This window comes from Aeromonas sp. QDB18 (assembly GCF_027705325.1).
Classification (GTDB): domain Bacteria; phylum Pseudomonadota; class Gammaproteobacteria; order Enterobacterales; family Aeromonadaceae; genus Aeromonas; species Aeromonas caviae.
Map to the genome: position 1 here is coordinate 1 of NZ_JAPDBQ010000088.1, position 17390 is coordinate 17390.

Sequence of the window (17390 nt, forward strand, 5' to 3'; positions counted from 1 at the left end):
CCTTGGCGAGGGCCAAGAAATCGATTGGATCGGACATACTGAGTACAGTGAAACCAGAATAGAGCAATTAGATCACACCTTTAATCTGATTGGTATTATTTATCCAATAATAGATAAATTAGCCTAATAAAACGGCAGGTTAAAACAAATGATTAACACAATGGAAACTTTTATGTATTCTGCTGTCACTGGTCTGATTTCTTACCTCCTACCAGATCCATAGAATCACGCCAGCAATGAATGGGAAGAAGCTGACATAACAACAGATCATGTCGTCAATAGCCGCCAAAGAGCCGCGATGTCGACAGAAAATCTGCTTACAAAGAGAGAACACTATGACAACTGCCTTTTTCAAGAAAAGCCTGATCGCTGCGGCCGTGACCCTGGCCAGCACCCAGACCTTCGCCGCCGCGTTCCAGCTGAACGAGCACTCGGCCTCCGGTCTGGGTCGCGCCTACGCAGGTGAAGCAGCCATCGCCGACAACGCGGCCGTGCTGTCCCGCAACCCGGCGGCCATGACCACCTTCGACAAGATGGCACTGTCTGTATCCGGCACCTATATCAAGCCCGACGTGGATGTGGCTGGCGACATCTATGCCGGCCCCACCAAGCTGGCTCCGTCCAGCGAGAGCGACATCGCCCCCGATGCCTTCGTGCCGGCTACCTACTTCATCCAGCCCCTGAACGATCAGTGGGCCTGGGGGATCGGCCTCTTCTCCAACTACGGCCTCTCCACCGAATATTCCAAGACCTTCGCGGCCGGCGCCGGCGCCGGTGACACCGAGCTGCTGACCTTCAACATCAACCCCAACATCGCCTATCGCATCAACTCCAGCTTCAGCGTCGGTGCCGGCATCAATGCCGTCTACGCCGCCGCCGAGCTGAACCGTTATGCCGGTGCGCTCTCCGCCGCCATTCCAGGTGCCAACTCCGATACCCGTCTGGCTCACCTGAAGGGCGACACCTGGGGCTTTGGCTGGAACGTCGGCACCCTGTACGAGATCAACGACAACAACCGTCTCGCCCTGACCTACCGCTCCCAGGTGGACTTGAGCTTTGACGGCGACTTCCAGGGCGCCACCTCCGGCAACCGCGTCGTCGATGGCAACCTGAAGCTGGATCTGCCGGCCCAGGCCGAATTCGCAGGCTACCACCACCTGAACCAGCAATTCGCTGTCCACTACTCCGTAAACTGGACCGACTGGAGCGCCTTCCAGGAGCTCAAGGCCACCAGCAGCAACTGCGCCGGCGGCGTGTGCCTGCAAAAAGACGAGAAGTTCAAGGACTCTGCCCGTTACGCCCTGGGTGGTACCTGGTACGTCAACCCGTCCTGGGAAGCCCGTATCGGCTTCGCCTACGACAACAGCCCCATCGAGCCGGAATACCGCAGCCTGAGCATTCCTGACTCCGACCGTATCTGGTACAGCGCCGGTGCCACCTACCACATCAATCCGGACATGAGCCTCGACTTCGGCATGGCCTATCTGGACGGCAAGGAAGTGGACGTGAACGAAGGCCTGCGCAACCACAGTGATGCGCTGCGCTGGAAGGGCACCTCTCACGGCAACGCCCTGCTGGCTTCCGCCCAGTTCAACATGAAATTCTGATTTTCATGTCATCATCAAGAGCGCCCCAGGGCGCTCTTTTTTTATCCAATTTCGCTAACTGAGCGCACAGCTGTAGTAAACAACTGTACTCTTTTCTTTTTTTATCAAGCTGTTATGGGGATTTCTTTCAGCATTTAATCCCGTTTTGCCGCACGTTCCCCTCTCCCCGTTGCCTTGCTGGTCATACCATATAAAATCCCGGCCCCAACCGAATAACAGAATGAACACCCAGTTCATCCCGAGGAAAGACCATGCATCCGACGTTCAAACCCTCCCTTATTGCCCTCTTGCTGCTATCGAGCCAGGTGCAGGCTGCCGGCTTCCAGCTCGCGGAGCAATCCGCCACCGGCATGGGGCGTGCCTTCGCGGGTGAGGCCGCCATCGCCGACAATGCCAGCGTGCTCTCCCGCAATGCCGCCGCCATGACCCGATTCGATACCCTGGCCTTCTCCGGCGGCGTCATCCACGTGCACCCCGACGTCAACATAGAGGGCACCACCCGGGTGCCTACCACTCAGGGGCCGGTCAGTCTGGATGCCGGAGCCCACGACATTGCGGGTGACGCCTGGGTACCCAACGCCTATCTCATCGTGCCCCTCAACGAGCAATGGCGCCTCGGGCTTGCCGCCACCTCCTATTACGGACTCGGGGTCAAGATGCCGGACAACTACAACGCCGGTCACTTCGGCAACGTCTCCGACATCAAGACAGTGGATCTGGGGGTCTCCCTGGCCTATCGCATCAACCGCATCTGGTCCGTCGGGGCAGGTCTTTCCGCCATTCAGGGGGAAGGGGAAGTGGGTGGCACTTTCCCCTCCAACAACCAGATAGCCAAGCACCTGAAAGGGGATGGCTGGGCCATGGGCTGGAACCTGGGCACCCTGCTTGAGTTGTCGCAGGCAACCCGCATCGGTCTCTCCTATCGCCACGACGTCACCCTGACCCTCTCCGGTGACGCCATCGGCATCGATCAAAGGGGCCAGCCATTCACCGATACCGGCAGCCTGGATCTGCCCCTGCCCGCCACCGCCGAGCTGGCTCTGTTCCATCAGCTCACCCCGGCCCTGGCGCTGCATTCGAGCATCAACTGGACCAACTGGAGCAAGTTCGTGCAGCTCGAATCCGAGCTCGACCACCACGGCACCATGCACATCAAGGAGGAGCACTGGGAAGACAGCTGGCGCTATGCCCTGGGGATGACCTACCAGCTGGCCCCCCAATGGCAATTGCGCTCCGGTATCGCCTACGACCGCAGCCCGGTCCCGGCGGATCGCCGCACCATCTCCATCCCCGACTCGGATCGGGTCTGGTACAGCGCCGGCGTGGGCTATCAGATTGACCGCCACCTCTCGCTGGATCTGGGGCTGACCCTGATCGACGGCAAGAAGGTGGACGTGAGCGAAACTATGCAGCTCAGGCCGGGCATCCCCCAGACCACCTCCACCTTCAATGGCACCTCGGAAGGGGATGCCTGGCTCGCCGGCCTGCAGCTCAACTACCTGTTCTGACACCCCGGGTTTCCTGACAAATAGTATGCCAGTTGTTGACCTTCCCGACCGGTCGGCACTGGCATAGTGATCCGCTTCACCATAGAATCAAGCCTGTAACCATGGTGGAGAGATGCATGTATTCCTATGTAGCAAGGCAGCCCATTCTGGATCGGGAGTTGAACACCCAAGCCTATGAGCTGCTGTTTCGCGACAGCCTGGACAATGTATTTCCCTCCGTCTCCGCACAGCAGGCCACTTCCAGGCTGGTTGCCGAGCAGTTCTTGCAGCAGAACATCGATCAGCTCATCGGGGATCACCCCTGCTACATCAATTTCCCCCACTCCCTGTTGCTGGACGGATTGGCCGAATGCCTCCCCCGTGACAAGGTGGTGATCGAGATCCTGGAGGATGCCGAGCCCGACGATGCGCTGCTGGAAAAAGTGATCCAGCTCTATGGGCTGGGCTATCGGTTGGCGCTGGATGACTTCACCATGGTCTCAGACTGGGACAGGTTCCTCCCCTACATCCATATCATCAAGTTCGACCTGCGCAGCACGCCGCAACCCTGCATCGAGCACTTCATGGCGAATCATCGCCACCTGCCCCTCACCTATCTGGCCGAGAAAGTCGAGGATCAGGCCGAGTTCGAGCGGATGAAGCAGCTCGGCGTCACCCTGTTCCAGGGATTTTTCTTCAGCCGCCCTCAGATGGTGCAACAGCCCACCATACCACCGGCCCAGCTGGTGGTGATGCAACTGCTCGAGGTGGTCAATCAGACCGAACCGGATCTGGACAAGATTGAGCAACTGCTCAATCAGGATCTCACCCTCTCTCTCAAGCTGCTGCGCTACATCAACCACCTCAAGCGCTTCCCACAACCCATCGCCTCGTTTCGCCAGGCCGCAAGTTCCCTGGGACACGCCCAGCTCAAGCGCTTCGTCGCCCTGATCGCCGCCACCAGTGCGGGGAGTGAAAAGAGTGCCGAGCTCCACCAGATGTCCCTCATCAGAGCCCGGTTCTGCGAACTGCTGGCCCAGACCCATGCGCCCGCAGAGCAGGCACAGCAAGCCTTTGTCACCGGCCTCTTCTCCCTGCTGGACGTGCTCATGGGAGAACCGCTGGATCAGCTGCTCGGCTCCATTCCCCTGACCGACGACATTCGTGCCGCCCTGCTCACCCGCAAGGGCAAACTCGGGTTCTACCTGGCGTTCTGTGAAGATTTCGAGAAAGCCGACTGGCAGCGGGTCGCCGCCAACACCGTCCGGCTCGGCCTCAACGAAGAGAAGGTCAGCCACCTCTATCTGAGCGCCACCGCCTGGGTCAACCAGCAGCTTCAGGCCATGGAAGAGCAACCGGTCCACTCCCGCCAGACATGACAACGTCCCTCTTGAAGGGACGTTGTCATGTCATCAACCCGCTGCAATCTCACCCACGCATTCAGCCTGCCTCGATGGCGATGGCAGTTGCCTCCCCTCCCCCGATGCACAGGCTCGCCACCCCTCGTCTGAGCCCGAGGGCACGCAGGGCATGGATCAGGGTCACCAGAATGCGGGCGCCACTGGCGCCAAGAGGGTGCCCCAGCGCACAGGCCCCGCCGTTCACGTTCAACTTGTGATGGGGAATGCCGCACCCGGCCATCGCCAGCATGCTCACCATGGCGAATGCCTCGTTCACCTCAAACAGGTCCACCTCCTCCACCGACCAGCCCACCCGTGCCAGCAACTTGTCGATGGCGCCGACGGGGGCACTGGTAAACTCCGCCGGCAAGGCCGCGTGACTCTGGTAACCCACTACCCTGGCCAGCACCGGCAATCCGAGCCGGGCAGCGCTCTCGTCCCGCATCAGCACCAGAGCTGCCGCCCCGTCCGAGATGGAACTTGCATTGGCCGCCGTGATGGTGCCGTGCTTGCTGAAGGCCGGCTTGAGGCCGGGGATCTTGTCGGGCCTGGCCTTGCCCGGTTGCTCATCCTCGGCCAGCAGCAGGGTGTGGTCAGCGGTCATGACGGGAGCCAGTTCCGCGGCAAAGGCACCGCTGCGCTGCGCCGTCAGCGCCCGCTCCAGGGAGGCGATGGCAAAGGTATCCATGTCGGCCCGGGTCAGTCCGCTGCGATCGGCACTCAACTGGGCGTAATGACCCATCAGATGGCCTTCGTAGGCATCCTGCAAGCCGTCCAGGAACATGTGATCGAGCACGCTCTGATGCCCCATGCGAAAACCGCTGCGCGCCTTGTCCAGCAGATAGGGGGCGCGGCTCATGCTCTCCATGCCCCCCGCCACCACGACCTCGGCCTCCCCCAGGCGCAGGCTGTCCGCCGCCAGCATCACCGCCTTCATGCCGGAGCCGCACACCTTGTTGATGGTGGTACAGGGCACGCTGTCCGGCAGCCCCCCCTTGAGCGCCGCCTGACGGGCTGGCGCCTGGCCGACCCCTGCGCTCAGCACGTTGCCCATATAGACCTCATTCACCTGCTCCCCCGTCATCCCGGCCTGCGCCAGCACGGCGCGGATGGCGCAGGCGCCAAGCTCGGGGGCACCGAGCCCGCTCAAGGCCCCCTGGAAGGCCCCCATGGGGGTACGTTTGGCCGCCACAATCACGATATCCATCGATAGCACTCTCCTTGTTACATCGGGATAACATATGCCGCGACCGCGACAGGAACAAGACTTGCGGGGAAGTTGACGTTTGGGTAAGGTGCCAGCCTGCATTGACAACAAGATGGCAGCCAAGACAGCCCAATGACCAAATCCAGGGACGACACCCGCACCTTCAGCATCAGCGAACTGGCTCGCGAGTTCGATGTGACCACCCGCAGCATCCGCTTCTACGAGGATCAGGGCCTGCTCAACCCGACCCGCCAGGGACAGCACAGGATCTACAGCCGTCAGGACAGGGTGCGGCTCAAGCTGACCCTGCGTGGCAAGCGTCTGGGCTTCAGCCTCGCAGAGATCCGGGAGCTGTTCGATCTCTACGATGCGGACAAGAGCAGCCGCTCCCAGTTGCAGACCATGCTGGGGCTGGTGGCCGACAAGCGGGAAACCCTGCAGCAGCAGCTGGAAGATATCCAGATGGTCCTGTTGGAGCTGGAGGCGGCCGAACAGCGCTGCCGCCAGGCCCTGGCACACCTCTCTCCCTGAGTTACGCAGACGGGTGAGGCGAGCGGTGAACACCGCCAGCAAATAGACACAAATGAAAGAGGGAGGCTTAAAGCCTCCCTCTTGTCATGCATGGTGGACGACCGATATCAGGCCTCCTTGCTCCAGCGGTTCGGATCGTAATCCGGGCTGTAGCGATCGACGATGATGGCACAGGCCGCATCGCCGGTGATGTTGAGCGCGGTGCGGATCATGTCGAACAGACGATCCAGCGCGAACAGCAGCGGCAGACCCTCGATGGGAATCCCGGCCGCCAGCAGCACGGCAACCACCAGGAAGCTCGGGCCCGGTACACCGGCCTGACCGATGGCACCCAGGGTGGAGGTGACGATGATCGCCGCCCAGGCACCCATGGAAAGATCGATGTTATAGACCTGGGCGAAGAAGATGGCGACCAGGCCGTAATAGATGGCATTGCCGCTCATGTTGATGGTGGCGCCCAGCGGCAGCACGAAGGAAGCGGTGGCGTTGGTCACCTTCAGATCGCGCTCGCAGGTCTCCATGTTGACCGGCAGGGTCGCCATGGAAGAGGCGGTGGAGAAGGCCACGATCTGCGGTTTCTTCATCGCGGAGAAGTACTTGCGTACCGGCGTGTTGGAGAAGAACGCGATCAGCAGCGGATAGACCACGAAGCCGAAGATGAGGATGGCGGCGACATAGACGACGAACAGCTTGAGCACCAGGGTCAGCACGTCGAAGCCGTAGGTGCCGATGGCGTCGGCCATCAGGCCGAAGACGCCGATGGGGGCGATCAGCATCACCTTGTTGATCATCCAGACGAAGGCGTCCACCAGGGTGTTGAGCCCGTCCACCAGCGGCTTGGAGCGCTCGCGGGGCTGCTTGGCCAGGGCGATGCCGAGGAACATGCAGAACACCAGGATCTGCAGAATGTTGGCCTCGTTCAAGGCGCTGAACACGTTGGTCGGGATCATGCCAAGCAGGGTGGCCACCGCATCGGGCAGTGCACCCTTGTCGGCGTAGTCGCCGGAGAACATGGCGGCGGTGGCGCCAAAGTCAACACCCACACCGGGTTTGAACACCTGACCCATCACCAACGCCAGGAACACCGCCAGTGCGGAGGTGCCGAGGAAGAAGGCGAGCGTGGTGACGCCAATCTTGCCAGCAGCGGGGCTGGCCCCCAGGTTGGCGGCCCCGGACAGGATGGCCACCGCTACCAGCGGGATCACCAGCATCTTGATCAGCTGGATAAACAGGGTGCCGAGCGGCGCAAACACCGTGGCTTGCTCTCCCATGAGCGCCCCGACCAGCGCGCCCAGCACCATGGCCACCACTACCTGGAAGCCGATGTTTTTGATTAATCCTTTTGGCTATTTGCATCCTAGGGTTGAATCGGCGATATCCCAAAAAATAGACATTAGTCAGTTTTGTGCAATACGCGGTTGATTTGTCCTGCAACCATGATAGTCTGTTTTATGCAAACTATGGTTGGAGAACCGCATGGCAGAACATACAGGCTCAGGCGCATCACTGGCAGATTTCATCTGGAAAAATGCTGAAGACCTTTGGGGTGATTTCAAACACACCGACTTTGGCAAAATCATATTGCCGTTCACGCTGCTGCGCCGCCTTGAGTGCGTTTTGGAGCCGACCCGCAAGGAAGTCTGTGACTCTCATGCTGCTCATAAGGCATCCGGGATCGACATTGACCTGATCCTGCGTCAAGCCACTCGCTACCCGTTCTACAACACATCTGAATACGCGCTGGGTAATTTGGGCAGCACCAAGACCCGCCAGAACCTCCAAGACTACATCGCCCACTTCTCCGACAATGCTCGGATTATCTTCGAGCAATTCGATTTCTCGAATACTGTTATCCGGCTCGACAAGGCCGGTGTGCTATTCAAGATTTGCAAGAATTTTGCAGGCGTTGATCTTCATCCAGAGGTCGTATCGGATCGGGTCATGAGCAATCTGTACGAACACCTCATTCGCCGCTTTGGTGCTGAGGTGAATGAAGGGGCTGAGGACTTCATGACGCCCCGCGATGTGGTGCATCTGGCCACGGCTCTGCTTCTTGATCCCGATGATGCGCTCTTCGAGTCCAATCCCGGTTTGATCCGCACCCTGTATGACCCGACCTGTGGCACAGGCGGCTTCCTGACCGATGCCATGAACCACGTCGCTGAATACAGCAATCGCTTCAAAGTTCCGCCTGTGCTTGTTCCGCACGGACAAGAGCTTGAGCCTGAAACTCATGCCGTCTGCCTGACCAGCATGTTGCTTCGCACGCTGGAATCTGATCCTGGCCGCGACCTGTCGAAGAATATCCGGCTGGGCAGCACTCTCTCCAATGACCAGTTCGCCAACGAGCGTTTCCATTACTGCCTCTCGAATCCTCCTTTTGGCAAGAAATGGGAGAAAGATTCCGACGTCGTAAACACCGAGCACAAAGAAAAGAAATTCGACGGTCGTTTTGGCCCAGGCCTGCCGCGCATCAACGACGGCTCCATGCTGTTCCTGCTGCACCTAGCCAGCAAGCTGGAGTTGCCGGAGAACGGCGGTGGCCGCGCCGCTATCGTGTTGTCCGGTTCGCCCTTGTTTAATGGTGGCGCATCGTCAGGAGAATCTGAAATTCGTCGCTGGCTGCTTGAAAACGATCTGGTTGAAGCCATCGTGGCGCTGCCCACGGAAATCTTCTTCCGCACAGGCATCGGCACTTACCTCTGGATCCTCTCGAACAAAAAGGCTGCGCACCGGGAAAAGAAGGTGCAACTGATCAATGCCACAAGTTTCTGGTCGTCGATCAAGAACGAAGGCAACAAGCGCCGCAGCGTTGATGATGATCATCGCAGCCAAATCGTCGACATCTATGCCGCTGCCGAGAACAGCGAAGTCTCCCGGATGATCGATTACCGCAGCTTTGGCTATCGCCGCATCAAGGTCTTGCGTCCGCTGCGCATGTCGCTGGTCATCGACGACAAAGGGCTGGCCAAGCTGCAAGACGAAAAGGCGTGGCAAAAGTTATCGGCAGAGCACCAACAAATCTGGCTGGACGCATTGCATCTGCACTTGGGCACGACCCAACTCGTTGGTTGGGCAGAAACCTTCGCCGATGAAATGGTGCGTTCGGTGCTGGCTGCTGGCACGGTTATCAAGGCAGGCAAACCCTTCGTGAAATCCTTGGTGAATTCATTTGGTCAGCGCGTTCCGCAGGGTGAGGCGGTACTCGATGCGAATGGTGTAGTGATCTCCGATCCTGAATTGACCGACTACGAGAATGTGCCGCTGACCGAAGACATCCGCGACTACCTTGCTCGTGAGGTGCTGCCACATCTGCCGGATGCCTATATTGATGAGTCCTTTTGCGACGAGAAGGACAAGAAAGTTGGCCGCGTGGGTTACGAAATCAACTTCAACCGCTTCTTCTACAAATATGTACCGCCGCGCAAGCTGCATGACATCGATGCCGAACTGAAACAGGTTGAGTCGGAGATTGCCGCACTTCTCGCTGAGGTAGCCACAGAATGAGCCAATTAACCCACGCACCGGACGCTCTCCTGTCAGAAATCCGTGGCTTGATAGACGATGCCAGGCGGCAAGTTGCCCAGATCGCCAACAGCGCCTTGACGCTTACCTACTGGAAAATCGGCAAGCGAATTGGCGTTGAAATTCTTGGCGGTGAGCGTGCTGCCTACGGTAGCCAGATTGTCGTATCGCTGGCACGACAATTGGAGCAGGACTACGGCAACGGTTTTGGAGAGAAAAATCTCCGCAGAATGATCCAGTTCGCCGAAGTGTTCCCCGATGAAGGGATTGTCGTATCGCTGATACGAGAATTGACCTGGACGCACTTCATTGCCTTATTGCCGCTGAAAGACCCGCTCGCCCGCGAGTTCTACGCCGAAATGTGCCGTGTGGAGCGCTGGAGTGTTCGTACCTTGCGGCAGAAGATCAACGGCATGCTTTTCGAGCGCACGGTCCTGTCGAAAAACAGCGAGGAAGTTGTCCGACAGGAATTGGCCACCTTGCGCGACGGGCAGATGACGCCGGATATGGTGTTCCGTGATCCATATCTGCTCGATTTCCTTGGCCTCTCTGGCGCTTACAGCGAAAAAGACTTGGAGGCGGCCATCCTGCGCGAAATGGAGTCCTTCCTGCTCGAAATGGGCAGCGGATTCTGTTTTGTTGAGCGGCAAAAGCGCATGAGCGTCGGCGGAGATGATTTTTACCTCGACCTCCTGTTCTATCACCGCCATCTGCGCCGCCTGGTGGCCATTGAACTGAAGCTGGAGAAATTCCAGCCCAGCCACAAAGGCCAGATGGAGCTTTATCTGCGCTGGCTGGACAAGCACGAACGCACTGTCGGCGAAGAACCTCCGATTGGTCTCATTTTGTGCGCGAGTGCCGATGCCGAGCAGGTAGAACTGCTGCAACTGGATGAGGCCTCCATTCGGGTCGCGGAATACCTGGTCGAATTGCCGCCCGTTGCGGTACTGCGGGAGCGTCTGCATCGTGCCATCGAGCACGCACGGGAACGCACCGCCCTGGCTGCGTCGGATGGAGAGCAAGCATGAGCCACTACAAGCCTTACCCGGCCTATCGGGATTCCGGCGTGGAATGGATTGGACAGGTGCCTTCCAAATGGGAGGTAAAGCCGATAAAGATCGTCGCGACATTCAACGACGACGTTCTTCCTGACTCTACGGCAGCGGACACACCTATCAGCTACGTCGATATTTCATCGGTGAGCTATGCTGCCGGGATCGGTAGCACAGAAGAAATGCTATTCGGTAACGCTCCGTCGCGGGCTCGTCGTAAAGCTAAGGTCGGCGACGTTGTTATTTCCACCGTCCGAACATATTTGAAAGCAGTGGCAGCAGTTGATGCAGCCCATGCTGATTGCGTCTACTCCACCGGATTTGCTGTCTTGCGTTCGCGTACCGGACACATTGAGCCAAACTTTCTGAAGTGGCTGGCACTCAACGAGCTTTTCATTCAGTCCGTTGAGTCACACTCCGAAGGTTTGAGTTATCCGGCTATCAATGCTCCAGAACTTGTAAACTTGAAGACCGTGATGCCGAGCTTGCCCGAGCAAGCAACAATTGCAGTAACCATTGACCGCGAAACCGCCCGCTTCGACGCCTTGATTGCCAAGAAAACCCGCTTCATCGAACTGCTGAAGGAAAAGCGCCAGGCGCTCATCACGCATGCGGTCACCAAGGGGCTTGATCCGAATGTAGCGATGAAGGATTCGGGCGTGGAGTGGATTGGGGAGGTGCCGGAGCATTGGGCTGTTTGCAAGCTCAGTTACAGGTACTCAGTTGAACTGGGAAAGATGTTGGACGAGAAGCGCATCACGGGGCAACACCCGATCCCCTATTTGAGGAACAAGGATGTTCAATGGGACAGCATCAATACTGCTGAACTCCCTGTAATGGATATAGCGCCAAATGAACACGAGCGTTACACCGTCAGGAATGGCGACCTCTTGGTGTGCGAGGGTGGTGATATTGGTCGTTCTGCCGTTTGGCGCGGCTCTGACAACGTTATTGGTTACCAAAAAGCTCTTCACCGCCTTAGAAGCCTTTCACCAGACAAAGACTGTGTTGAGTTCTATGTTTATGTTCTTGGCGCGGCAAAAAGGAATGGGGTGTTCGAAGAGGGCGAAACGAAATCCACGATCTCGCATCTACCCGCCGAAAAGTTCAGAGAGTACCGGTTTGCGTTTCCACCTGTTGATGAGCAGATCGAGATCATGACCTCTCTGAAACAAACCCTCGGGCGAATTGATCTTCTCACCGAAAAAACCCAGCGCAGCATCGATCTGCTTAGAGAGCGCCGCGCTGCCTTCATCACCGCTGCCGTCACCGGCCAAATCGACCTTCGGGAGTCCGCATGAGCGACACCGCACACCAAGAGAAGCACTTCGAGAGCTACATCGTTTCCAAGTTGGAGGCACAAGGCTGGAAGGTTGGCGAAACCGCCCAATACGATACCGAGCGGGCGTTGTATGCTGACGATCTTATTGCTTGGCTGGAAGGCTCCGGCCAAGGCGAGAAGTGGGCCAAGCTCAAGAAGGACAATGGTGATCGTGCGCTCGACACCCTGATGGATCGGCTGACCAAGGCGCTGGAAACGCATGGGGCGGTTCAAGTGCTGCGTCAAGGCTTCTCCATTGCTGGGTGTGGGCATCTTGATCTCTCTGAAGCCGCGCCTGAAGACATGCGTAACGCCGACGTGCTGAAGCGCTATGCCGCCAATATCCTGCGTGTGGTGCCGCAGCTTCAGTACCACCCATCACGCAAGCTGGCGATTGATCTGGTGCTGTTCATCAACGGCATTCCGGTGGCGACCGTTGAACTCAAGACCGACTTTACCCAGTCGGCAGAAGCGGCGATGGATCAGTACCGCACCGACCGGCTGCCCTACGACTCCAAGACCAAACGCAAGGAACCGCTGCTGACGTTTAAGCGCGGGGCTGTCGTGCATTTTGCGATGTCTGACTCCGACATCCAGATGGCCACCAAGCTCGACGGGGAAAACACCTTCTTTCTGCCATTCAACAAGGGAGACAAAGGCCACGCAGGCAACCCCGAGGGTGAGAGAAAGCCCGATGGCACACAGGAATATCCTGTTGCTTACTTCTGGGAGCAGGTCTGTCAGCCGGATGCGTGGCTGCGCATCTTCCACAGCTTCGTCTATGTCGAAAAGAAGGATGTGGTTGACCTGAAAGGCAACTGGTCGAAGAAGGAAACGCTGATCTTCCCGCGCTTCCACCAATGGTCGGCGGTCAATGAGATGATCGCCGATGCCAAGAAAAACGGCCCCGGCTTGTCGTATCTGGCTGATCACAGCGCGGGCTCCGGCAAGACCAGCACGATTTCATGGACGGCGCACGATCTGGTGAAATTGCGTCGTGACAATGGTGAATCGATCTTCAACAGCGTCATCATCGTGACGGATCGCAATGTGCTGGATGGGCAGCTTCAGGATGCGGTGAAGCAGCTCGACCATCAGTTCGGCGTGATCGCTGCGATTGATCGCCAGAAGTCCTCGAAGTCGAAGAGCCAGCAGTTGGCGGATGCCTTGCTGGCGGGCACGCCCATTATCGTCGTGACCATTCAGACCTTCCCCTTTGCGATGGAAGCCATCGTGACGGACAAGACGCTGAAGGGTAAAAATTTCGCGGTCATCATCGACGAAGCACATAACTCACAAACCGGCTCGACCGCCGCCAAGCTACAGACGGCGCTGGCCATGAGCGGCAATGGCAAGATGAGCACGCTGACGGTGGAAGAGCTGCTTGAGCAGCTTCAAAAATCGCGGGCACGTCCGGACAACATCAGCTATTTCGCCTTCACCGGCACGCCGAAGCATTCCACGATGATGCTCTTTGGCCGACCGACCGACCCGACACAACCAGCCTCGAAAAGTAATCTTCCCCGCGCATTCCACCGCTACCCGATGCGGCAAGCCATTGAGGAAGGCTTCATTCTGGATGTGCTGCTGGGCTACGTGCCCTACAAGACGGCGTTCAACCTCGCCAAGCAGATCGAGGATAGCAAACGGGTGAGCGGCAAGGCAGCTAAACGGGCCTTGGCACAATGGATGTCGCTGCACCCGACCAATGTCACCCAGAAGGTGCAATTCATCATCGAGCACTTCAGCAAGAACGTGGCGCACCGGCTCGATGGCAAGGGCAAGGCGATGGTTGTCACCAGTTCACGGGCTGCGGCGATCCGCTACAAGAAGAGCTTTGACGCCTACATTGCCAAACACTCGGAATATTCTGGCATTCGCTCATTGATTGCCTTCTCCGGAAAGATGACGGGCAAGCAAGTGATACACGCCGCCGACGACCGTCTGGTTGGTGACACTTTCTTGGTGGATGAGAGCGAGGAGTTCACCGAGGACAGCATGAATCCCGAGGTGAATGGCCAAGACTTGCGCTTTGCCTTTGATCGCCCGGAATACCGGGTAATGCTGGTAGCCGACAAGTTCCAGACAGGTTTCGACCAACCAAAATTGGTGGCAATGTACGTCGACAAGAAGATCGCCAACGATGTGGAAATCGTCCAGACCTTCTCCCGCCTCAACCGAATGGCACCTGGCAAGGATGAGGTCTTTATCATCGACTTCGTGAATGATCCAGCCAACGTCCGCCGTGCCTTTGCCATGTATGAAGACGGGGCGCAGATTGATGATGTTCAAGACCTCAATGTAGTTTACGAGATCAAGGAACAACTCGACGCCCAAGGGTTGTACGAGGCAAGCGACCTGGAGAGCTTCAAAGAGGCTCGTTTCAAGACCATTCGTGACATCACCCATGCGCAGGAGCCGCAGCACAAGGCTCTGTATGCTGCGACCGAGAAACCGACGCGATTGTTCAATCAGCGTTTGAAGATGCTGCGTGAAGCGATTGCGACTTGGGAAGCCACCTTCGATAAGGCGCACACCCAAGGCGACGAGGCGGGCATGAAGTCTGCCGATCACCACCGGCAAGAACATGCCGACCAGATCAAGACGCTGATGGCTTTCAAGTCCGGTTTAGGGCGCTTCTGCCGTACCTACGCCTACGTGGCCCAGTTGATCGACTTTGGTGACCCGGAGCTGGAGAACTTCGCGGCCTTCGCCAGGCTGCTGCAAAAACGCTTGAGTGGCGAAACGCCGGAGAACGTCGACTTGAAAGGGTTGGTGCTCACGGGCTTCGACATCAAGGGCAAAGAGGACGACCCCTCTGAGGGTGACGATCCGCTGGTTCTAAAACCGATCGGCGCTGGCGGTGGCGGCGGCAAGGGCGACAACCCGCACTTCCTGCGCGAGCTTATCGACAAACTCAATCATCTGTTTGGCGATGCCACACCGTTGCGCGATCAGGCCACTTTCGTTAATCACATCGTTGCGATTGCCCGTGAGAATGATGTCGTGATGGCCCAAATCGAAAACAACACGCGAGATCAGGCGCTGAAAGGCAATCTGCCGGGCGCTGTCCAGCAGGGCGTTGTGCGGGCGCTGACCTCGCATCAAAAGCTTGCCACGTTGGTTCTAAAATCGGATCGTCAGGCGATGGCTGGATTAACTGATGTAATTTATGAGCTGATCCGCGACCAGAAGAACATTGACCTGGGTGATCTAAATGTTTGATCTGCTCAACTTGCCTGGCGTAAAGCCAGTCGACCTGCGCATAGGCAGTAAAGGCATCACTGTCATTGCAGAGGTCGTTGAGGGAGACTTGCCGCAATGCCCTGACTGCGCAAAACCGCTGCATCGGCATGGGCGACGCGCAAACGTGTTTGCTGACACGCCAATGCAGATGCAGCCCGTTCGATTGGAAATCAGCCGCCCGCGTTACCGCTGCGACACATGTGGCAAAACCGTCACGCCGGAACTGCCATTTCTGGACGAAAAGCGCCGTGCTACAAAACGTCTGGTCGATGCCATTCGCCAGCGCTGCCTTGGCATGACCTTCCACGCCCTTGCGGAACAGACGGGCCTAGCGGTAAACACGATCAAGAACATAGCTCATGACTTGATTGAAGAGCTGGAAAGCACCGTTCGCTATGAGACGCCAGTCATCATGGGCATTGACGAGGTTAGCTTGGCTGGTGCCTACCGCTGCGTCATCACAAACCTTGCCACTAATAACGTCTTTCAAATATTGGAGTTTCGTACTCAAGACCATCTGAAACCGTTCTTCGAAAACTTGCCGAACAAGGATCGGGTTGAATGGGTTTGTACGGACATGTGGCGTCCCTTCAAACGCTCATTCAGCCAATATTTGCCGAATGCAAAGCTGGTCATCGACAAGTTTCATGTCGTGAAAATGGCATCCGAAGCCTTGGAGGAAGAGAGAAAGAAGTATCAATCCACGCTGACCAAGGATGAACGCATCCAAGTAAAAAAGTCGATCCGTTGGCTTGTACTGAAGCGGCCAGACAACCTTAGCCCCGCAGAGCAGAAAGCGCTGCTGATTGTTCGACAGACAATTCCCGGCTTGGCTCAGGCCTATGACTTCAAGGAATCTTTTTTTAAGATTTACGACGAACCGGACAAAAAGGCTGCAATGCTCGCCTTTGAGGCATGGGAAAACAGTTTGCCTGAGAAGGAAATGGAGAAGTTTCATGGTCTTGCCAAGACTGTGCATAACCACTATGACGACATCTTCGCTTATTGGGATTCGCCCAATCGAATAACAAATGCCTACACAGAATGCCTGAACGGACTGATCAAGGTCTCCAATCGGTTGGGGCGTGGGTACAGCTACGACATCATTCGGGCCAAAACGCTGTATGCAAAACACGCCCGTAAAGTGGGAAGCGGAGTACGTCTGACAGCCCCTTCAGTGACAGCAATTCCAACCAAGAGTGTGTCTGAAACGGTTGAGTACGGACCTCACATTCCAACCTTGATCGAGAACGCCGAAGCTGGCGACTTTGATTGAAAATCAGAGTGTTCCAACCATAGATTGCAAATAGCCATCCTTTTGTTAACACAGAATGTTCCTTTATTTAGCAATTACTCACACTTTTACAGCGTAAATGACCACCCAGAGCGTCAAATCCTCTCCATTGCTCTGGCGGTGCGCTTTATCTCATATTTGCGTCCCGTTTTACATCAGAATCCGTTAACGAAATGCATTGATAACTTTATGAGAAAGTAAAGCCTCAAAAAAGACACGGCTGTTTTTGCTCCTTTTACCATGACAACATCCAAAACAGTGTGCTACGTTGGCTCTGCAAACGTGCATACAGGGAAGAAAAGATGCTGAAAGTTAACGAGTATTTTGACGGAAATGTTAAATCCATCGGTTTCGAGCAAAAAGGCGAGAAAGCTACCGTTGGTGTGATGGAAGCGGGCGAGTACCTGTTCAATACCGCCGCCCCGGAGCGCATGACGGTGATCAAGGGCGCCCTCACCATCCAGCTGGCCGACGAAGATGAGTGGCACACCTACCAGCAGGGGGAATCCTTCGACGTGGCCGGTCACTCCTCCTTCAAGCTGGAAGTGAAGATCGCCTCCGCCTATCTGTGCGAGTTCCTCGACTGATGTATCACGGGCGCCATGGGATGCCGAGCGGCTCCCCCATGGCGCGCCTCTCCCACGCCCATCTTAAATGCGAAAGGGGACTCCCTCCGACGTAGGTGGGAGGGGAATTTCGCCGGGGCGTCAGCCCCGCTGG

At 57.2% G+C, this 17390-nt stretch carries 12 protein-coding genes; 10 read left to right on the forward strand and 2 right to left on the reverse strand.

Going from position 1 to position 17390, the window contains the following annotated elements:
- The first annotated feature begins 335 nt into the window (after positions 1–335).
- The 3 genes from OKC30_RS13675 (at position 336) to OKC30_RS13685 (ending at position 4473) form a co-directional block, all read left to right on the forward strand.
- Positions 336–1607, forward strand: a complete 1272-nt coding sequence (locus OKC30_RS13675) for an outer membrane protein transport protein (protein WP_270665125.1) — start codon at positions 336–338, stop codon at positions 1605–1607.
- Positions 1608–1858: 251 nt separating this feature from the next.
- Positions 1859–3115, forward strand: a complete 1257-nt coding sequence (locus OKC30_RS13680) for an outer membrane protein transport protein (RefSeq protein ID WP_183148452.1) — start codon at positions 1859–1861, stop codon at positions 3113–3115.
- 116 nt (positions 3116–3231) lie between these two features.
- Positions 3232–4473, forward strand: coding sequence for an EAL and HDOD domain-containing protein (locus OKC30_RS13685; protein WP_042878931.1), 1242 nt, complete (start codon positions 3232–3234; stop codon positions 4471–4473).
- A 61-nt stretch (positions 4474–4534) separates the two neighbouring features.
- Here the strand turns inward: OKC30_RS13685 and OKC30_RS13690 are convergent, their stop codons facing one another.
- Entirely contained in the window at positions 4535–5701 is a 1167-nt protein-coding gene (locus OKC30_RS13690; protein WP_270666656.1) for a thiolase family protein, read from the reverse strand.
- A gap of 132 nt (positions 5702–5833) precedes the next feature.
- Here OKC30_RS13690 and OKC30_RS13695 point away from each other — a divergent pair, with 132 nt between their 5' ends.
- Complete coding sequence (locus tag OKC30_RS13695; RefSeq protein ID WP_010674655.1) at positions 5834–6232, forward strand: MerR family transcriptional regulator; 399 nt, start codon at positions 5834–5836, stop codon at positions 6230–6232.
- A gap of 107 nt (positions 6233–6339) precedes the next feature.
- Here OKC30_RS13695 and OKC30_RS13700 read toward each other — a convergent pair whose 3' ends face one another.
- Positions 6340–7542 carry a dicarboxylate/amino acid:cation symporter gene (locus OKC30_RS13700; protein WP_270666657.1) on the reverse strand — a complete coding sequence of 401 codons (1203 nt, stop codon included), beginning with the start codon at positions 7540–7542 and terminating at the stop codon, positions 6340–6342.
- Positions 7543–7708: 166 nt separating this feature from the next.
- Between OKC30_RS13700 and OKC30_RS13705 the strand changes: the two genes are divergently transcribed.
- The 6 genes from OKC30_RS13705 (at position 7709) to ppnP (ending at position 17257) form a co-directional block, all read left to right on the forward strand.
- Positions 7709–9739, forward strand: a complete 2031-nt coding sequence (locus tag OKC30_RS13705) for a type I restriction-modification system subunit M (RefSeq protein ID WP_160838288.1) — start codon at positions 7709–7711, stop codon at positions 9737–9739.
- Positions 9736–10785 carry a PDDEXK nuclease domain-containing protein gene (locus OKC30_RS13710; RefSeq protein ID WP_100229850.1) on the forward strand — a complete coding sequence of 350 codons (1050 nt, stop codon included), beginning with the start codon at positions 9736–9738 and terminating at the stop codon, positions 10783–10785. Before OKC30_RS13705 ends, OKC30_RS13710 begins: the two co-directional genes overlap by 4 nt.
- Positions 10782–12110, forward strand: coding sequence for a restriction endonuclease subunit S (locus OKC30_RS13715; RefSeq protein ID WP_160838290.1), 1329 nt, complete (start codon positions 10782–10784; stop codon positions 12108–12110). Before OKC30_RS13710 ends, OKC30_RS13715 begins: the two co-directional genes overlap by 4 nt.
- Complete coding sequence (locus OKC30_RS13720; protein WP_270666658.1) at positions 12107–15355, forward strand: type I restriction endonuclease subunit R; 3249 nt, start codon at positions 12107–12109, stop codon at positions 15353–15355. Before OKC30_RS13715 ends, OKC30_RS13720 begins: the two co-directional genes overlap by 4 nt.
- Entirely contained in the window at positions 15348–16652 is a 1305-nt protein-coding gene (locus OKC30_RS13725) for an ISL3-like element ISSm4 family transposase (RefSeq protein WP_076611309.1), read from the forward strand. The genes OKC30_RS13720 and OKC30_RS13725 overlap by 8 nt, the downstream gene beginning before the upstream one ends.
- 320 nt (positions 16653–16972) lie before the next feature.
- Complete coding sequence (ppnP, locus tag OKC30_RS13730; RefSeq protein WP_010674653.1) at positions 16973–17257, forward strand: pyrimidine/purine nucleoside phosphorylase; 285 nt, start codon at positions 16973–16975, stop codon at positions 17255–17257.
- The last annotated feature ends 133 nt before the right edge of the window (positions 17258–17390 follow it).

Excerpts from the sequence above, each read along its gene's own strand:
- OKC30_RS13675 (WP_270665125.1), top strand. The coding sequence starts at position 336 with ATGACAACTGCCTTTTTCAAGAAAAGCCTGATCGCTGCGGCCGTGACC.
- OKC30_RS13680 (WP_183148452.1), top strand. The coding sequence starts at position 1,859 with ATGCATCCGACGTTCAAACCCTCCCTTATTGCCCTCTTGCTGCTATCG.
- OKC30_RS13685 (WP_042878931.1), top strand. The coding sequence starts at position 3,232 with ATGTATTCCTATGTAGCAAGGCAGCCCATTCTGGATCGGGAGTTGAAC.
- OKC30_RS13690 (WP_270666656.1), bottom strand. The coding sequence starts at position 5,701 with ATGGATATCGTGATTGTGGCGGCCAAACGTACCCCCATGGGGGCCTTC.
- OKC30_RS13695 (WP_010674655.1), top strand. The coding sequence starts at position 5,834 with ATGACCAAATCCAGGGACGACACCCGCACCTTCAGCATCAGCGAACTG.
- OKC30_RS13705 (WP_160838288.1), top strand. The coding sequence starts at position 7,709 with ATGGCAGAACATACAGGCTCAGGCGCATCACTGGCAGATTTCATCTGG.
- OKC30_RS13710 (WP_100229850.1), top strand. The coding sequence starts at position 9,736 with ATGAGCCAATTAACCCACGCACCGGACGCTCTCCTGTCAGAAATCCGT.
- OKC30_RS13715 (WP_160838290.1), top strand. The coding sequence starts at position 10,782 with ATGAGCCACTACAAGCCTTACCCGGCCTATCGGGATTCCGGCGTGGAA.
- OKC30_RS13720 (WP_270666658.1), top strand. The coding sequence starts at position 12,107 with ATGAGCGACACCGCACACCAAGAGAAGCACTTCGAGAGCTACATCGTT.
- OKC30_RS13725 (WP_076611309.1), top strand. The coding sequence starts at position 15,348 with ATGTTTGATCTGCTCAACTTGCCTGGCGTAAAGCCAGTCGACCTGCGC.
- ppnP (WP_010674653.1), top strand. The coding sequence starts at position 16,973 with ATGCTGAAAGTTAACGAGTATTTTGACGGAAATGTTAAATCCATCGGT.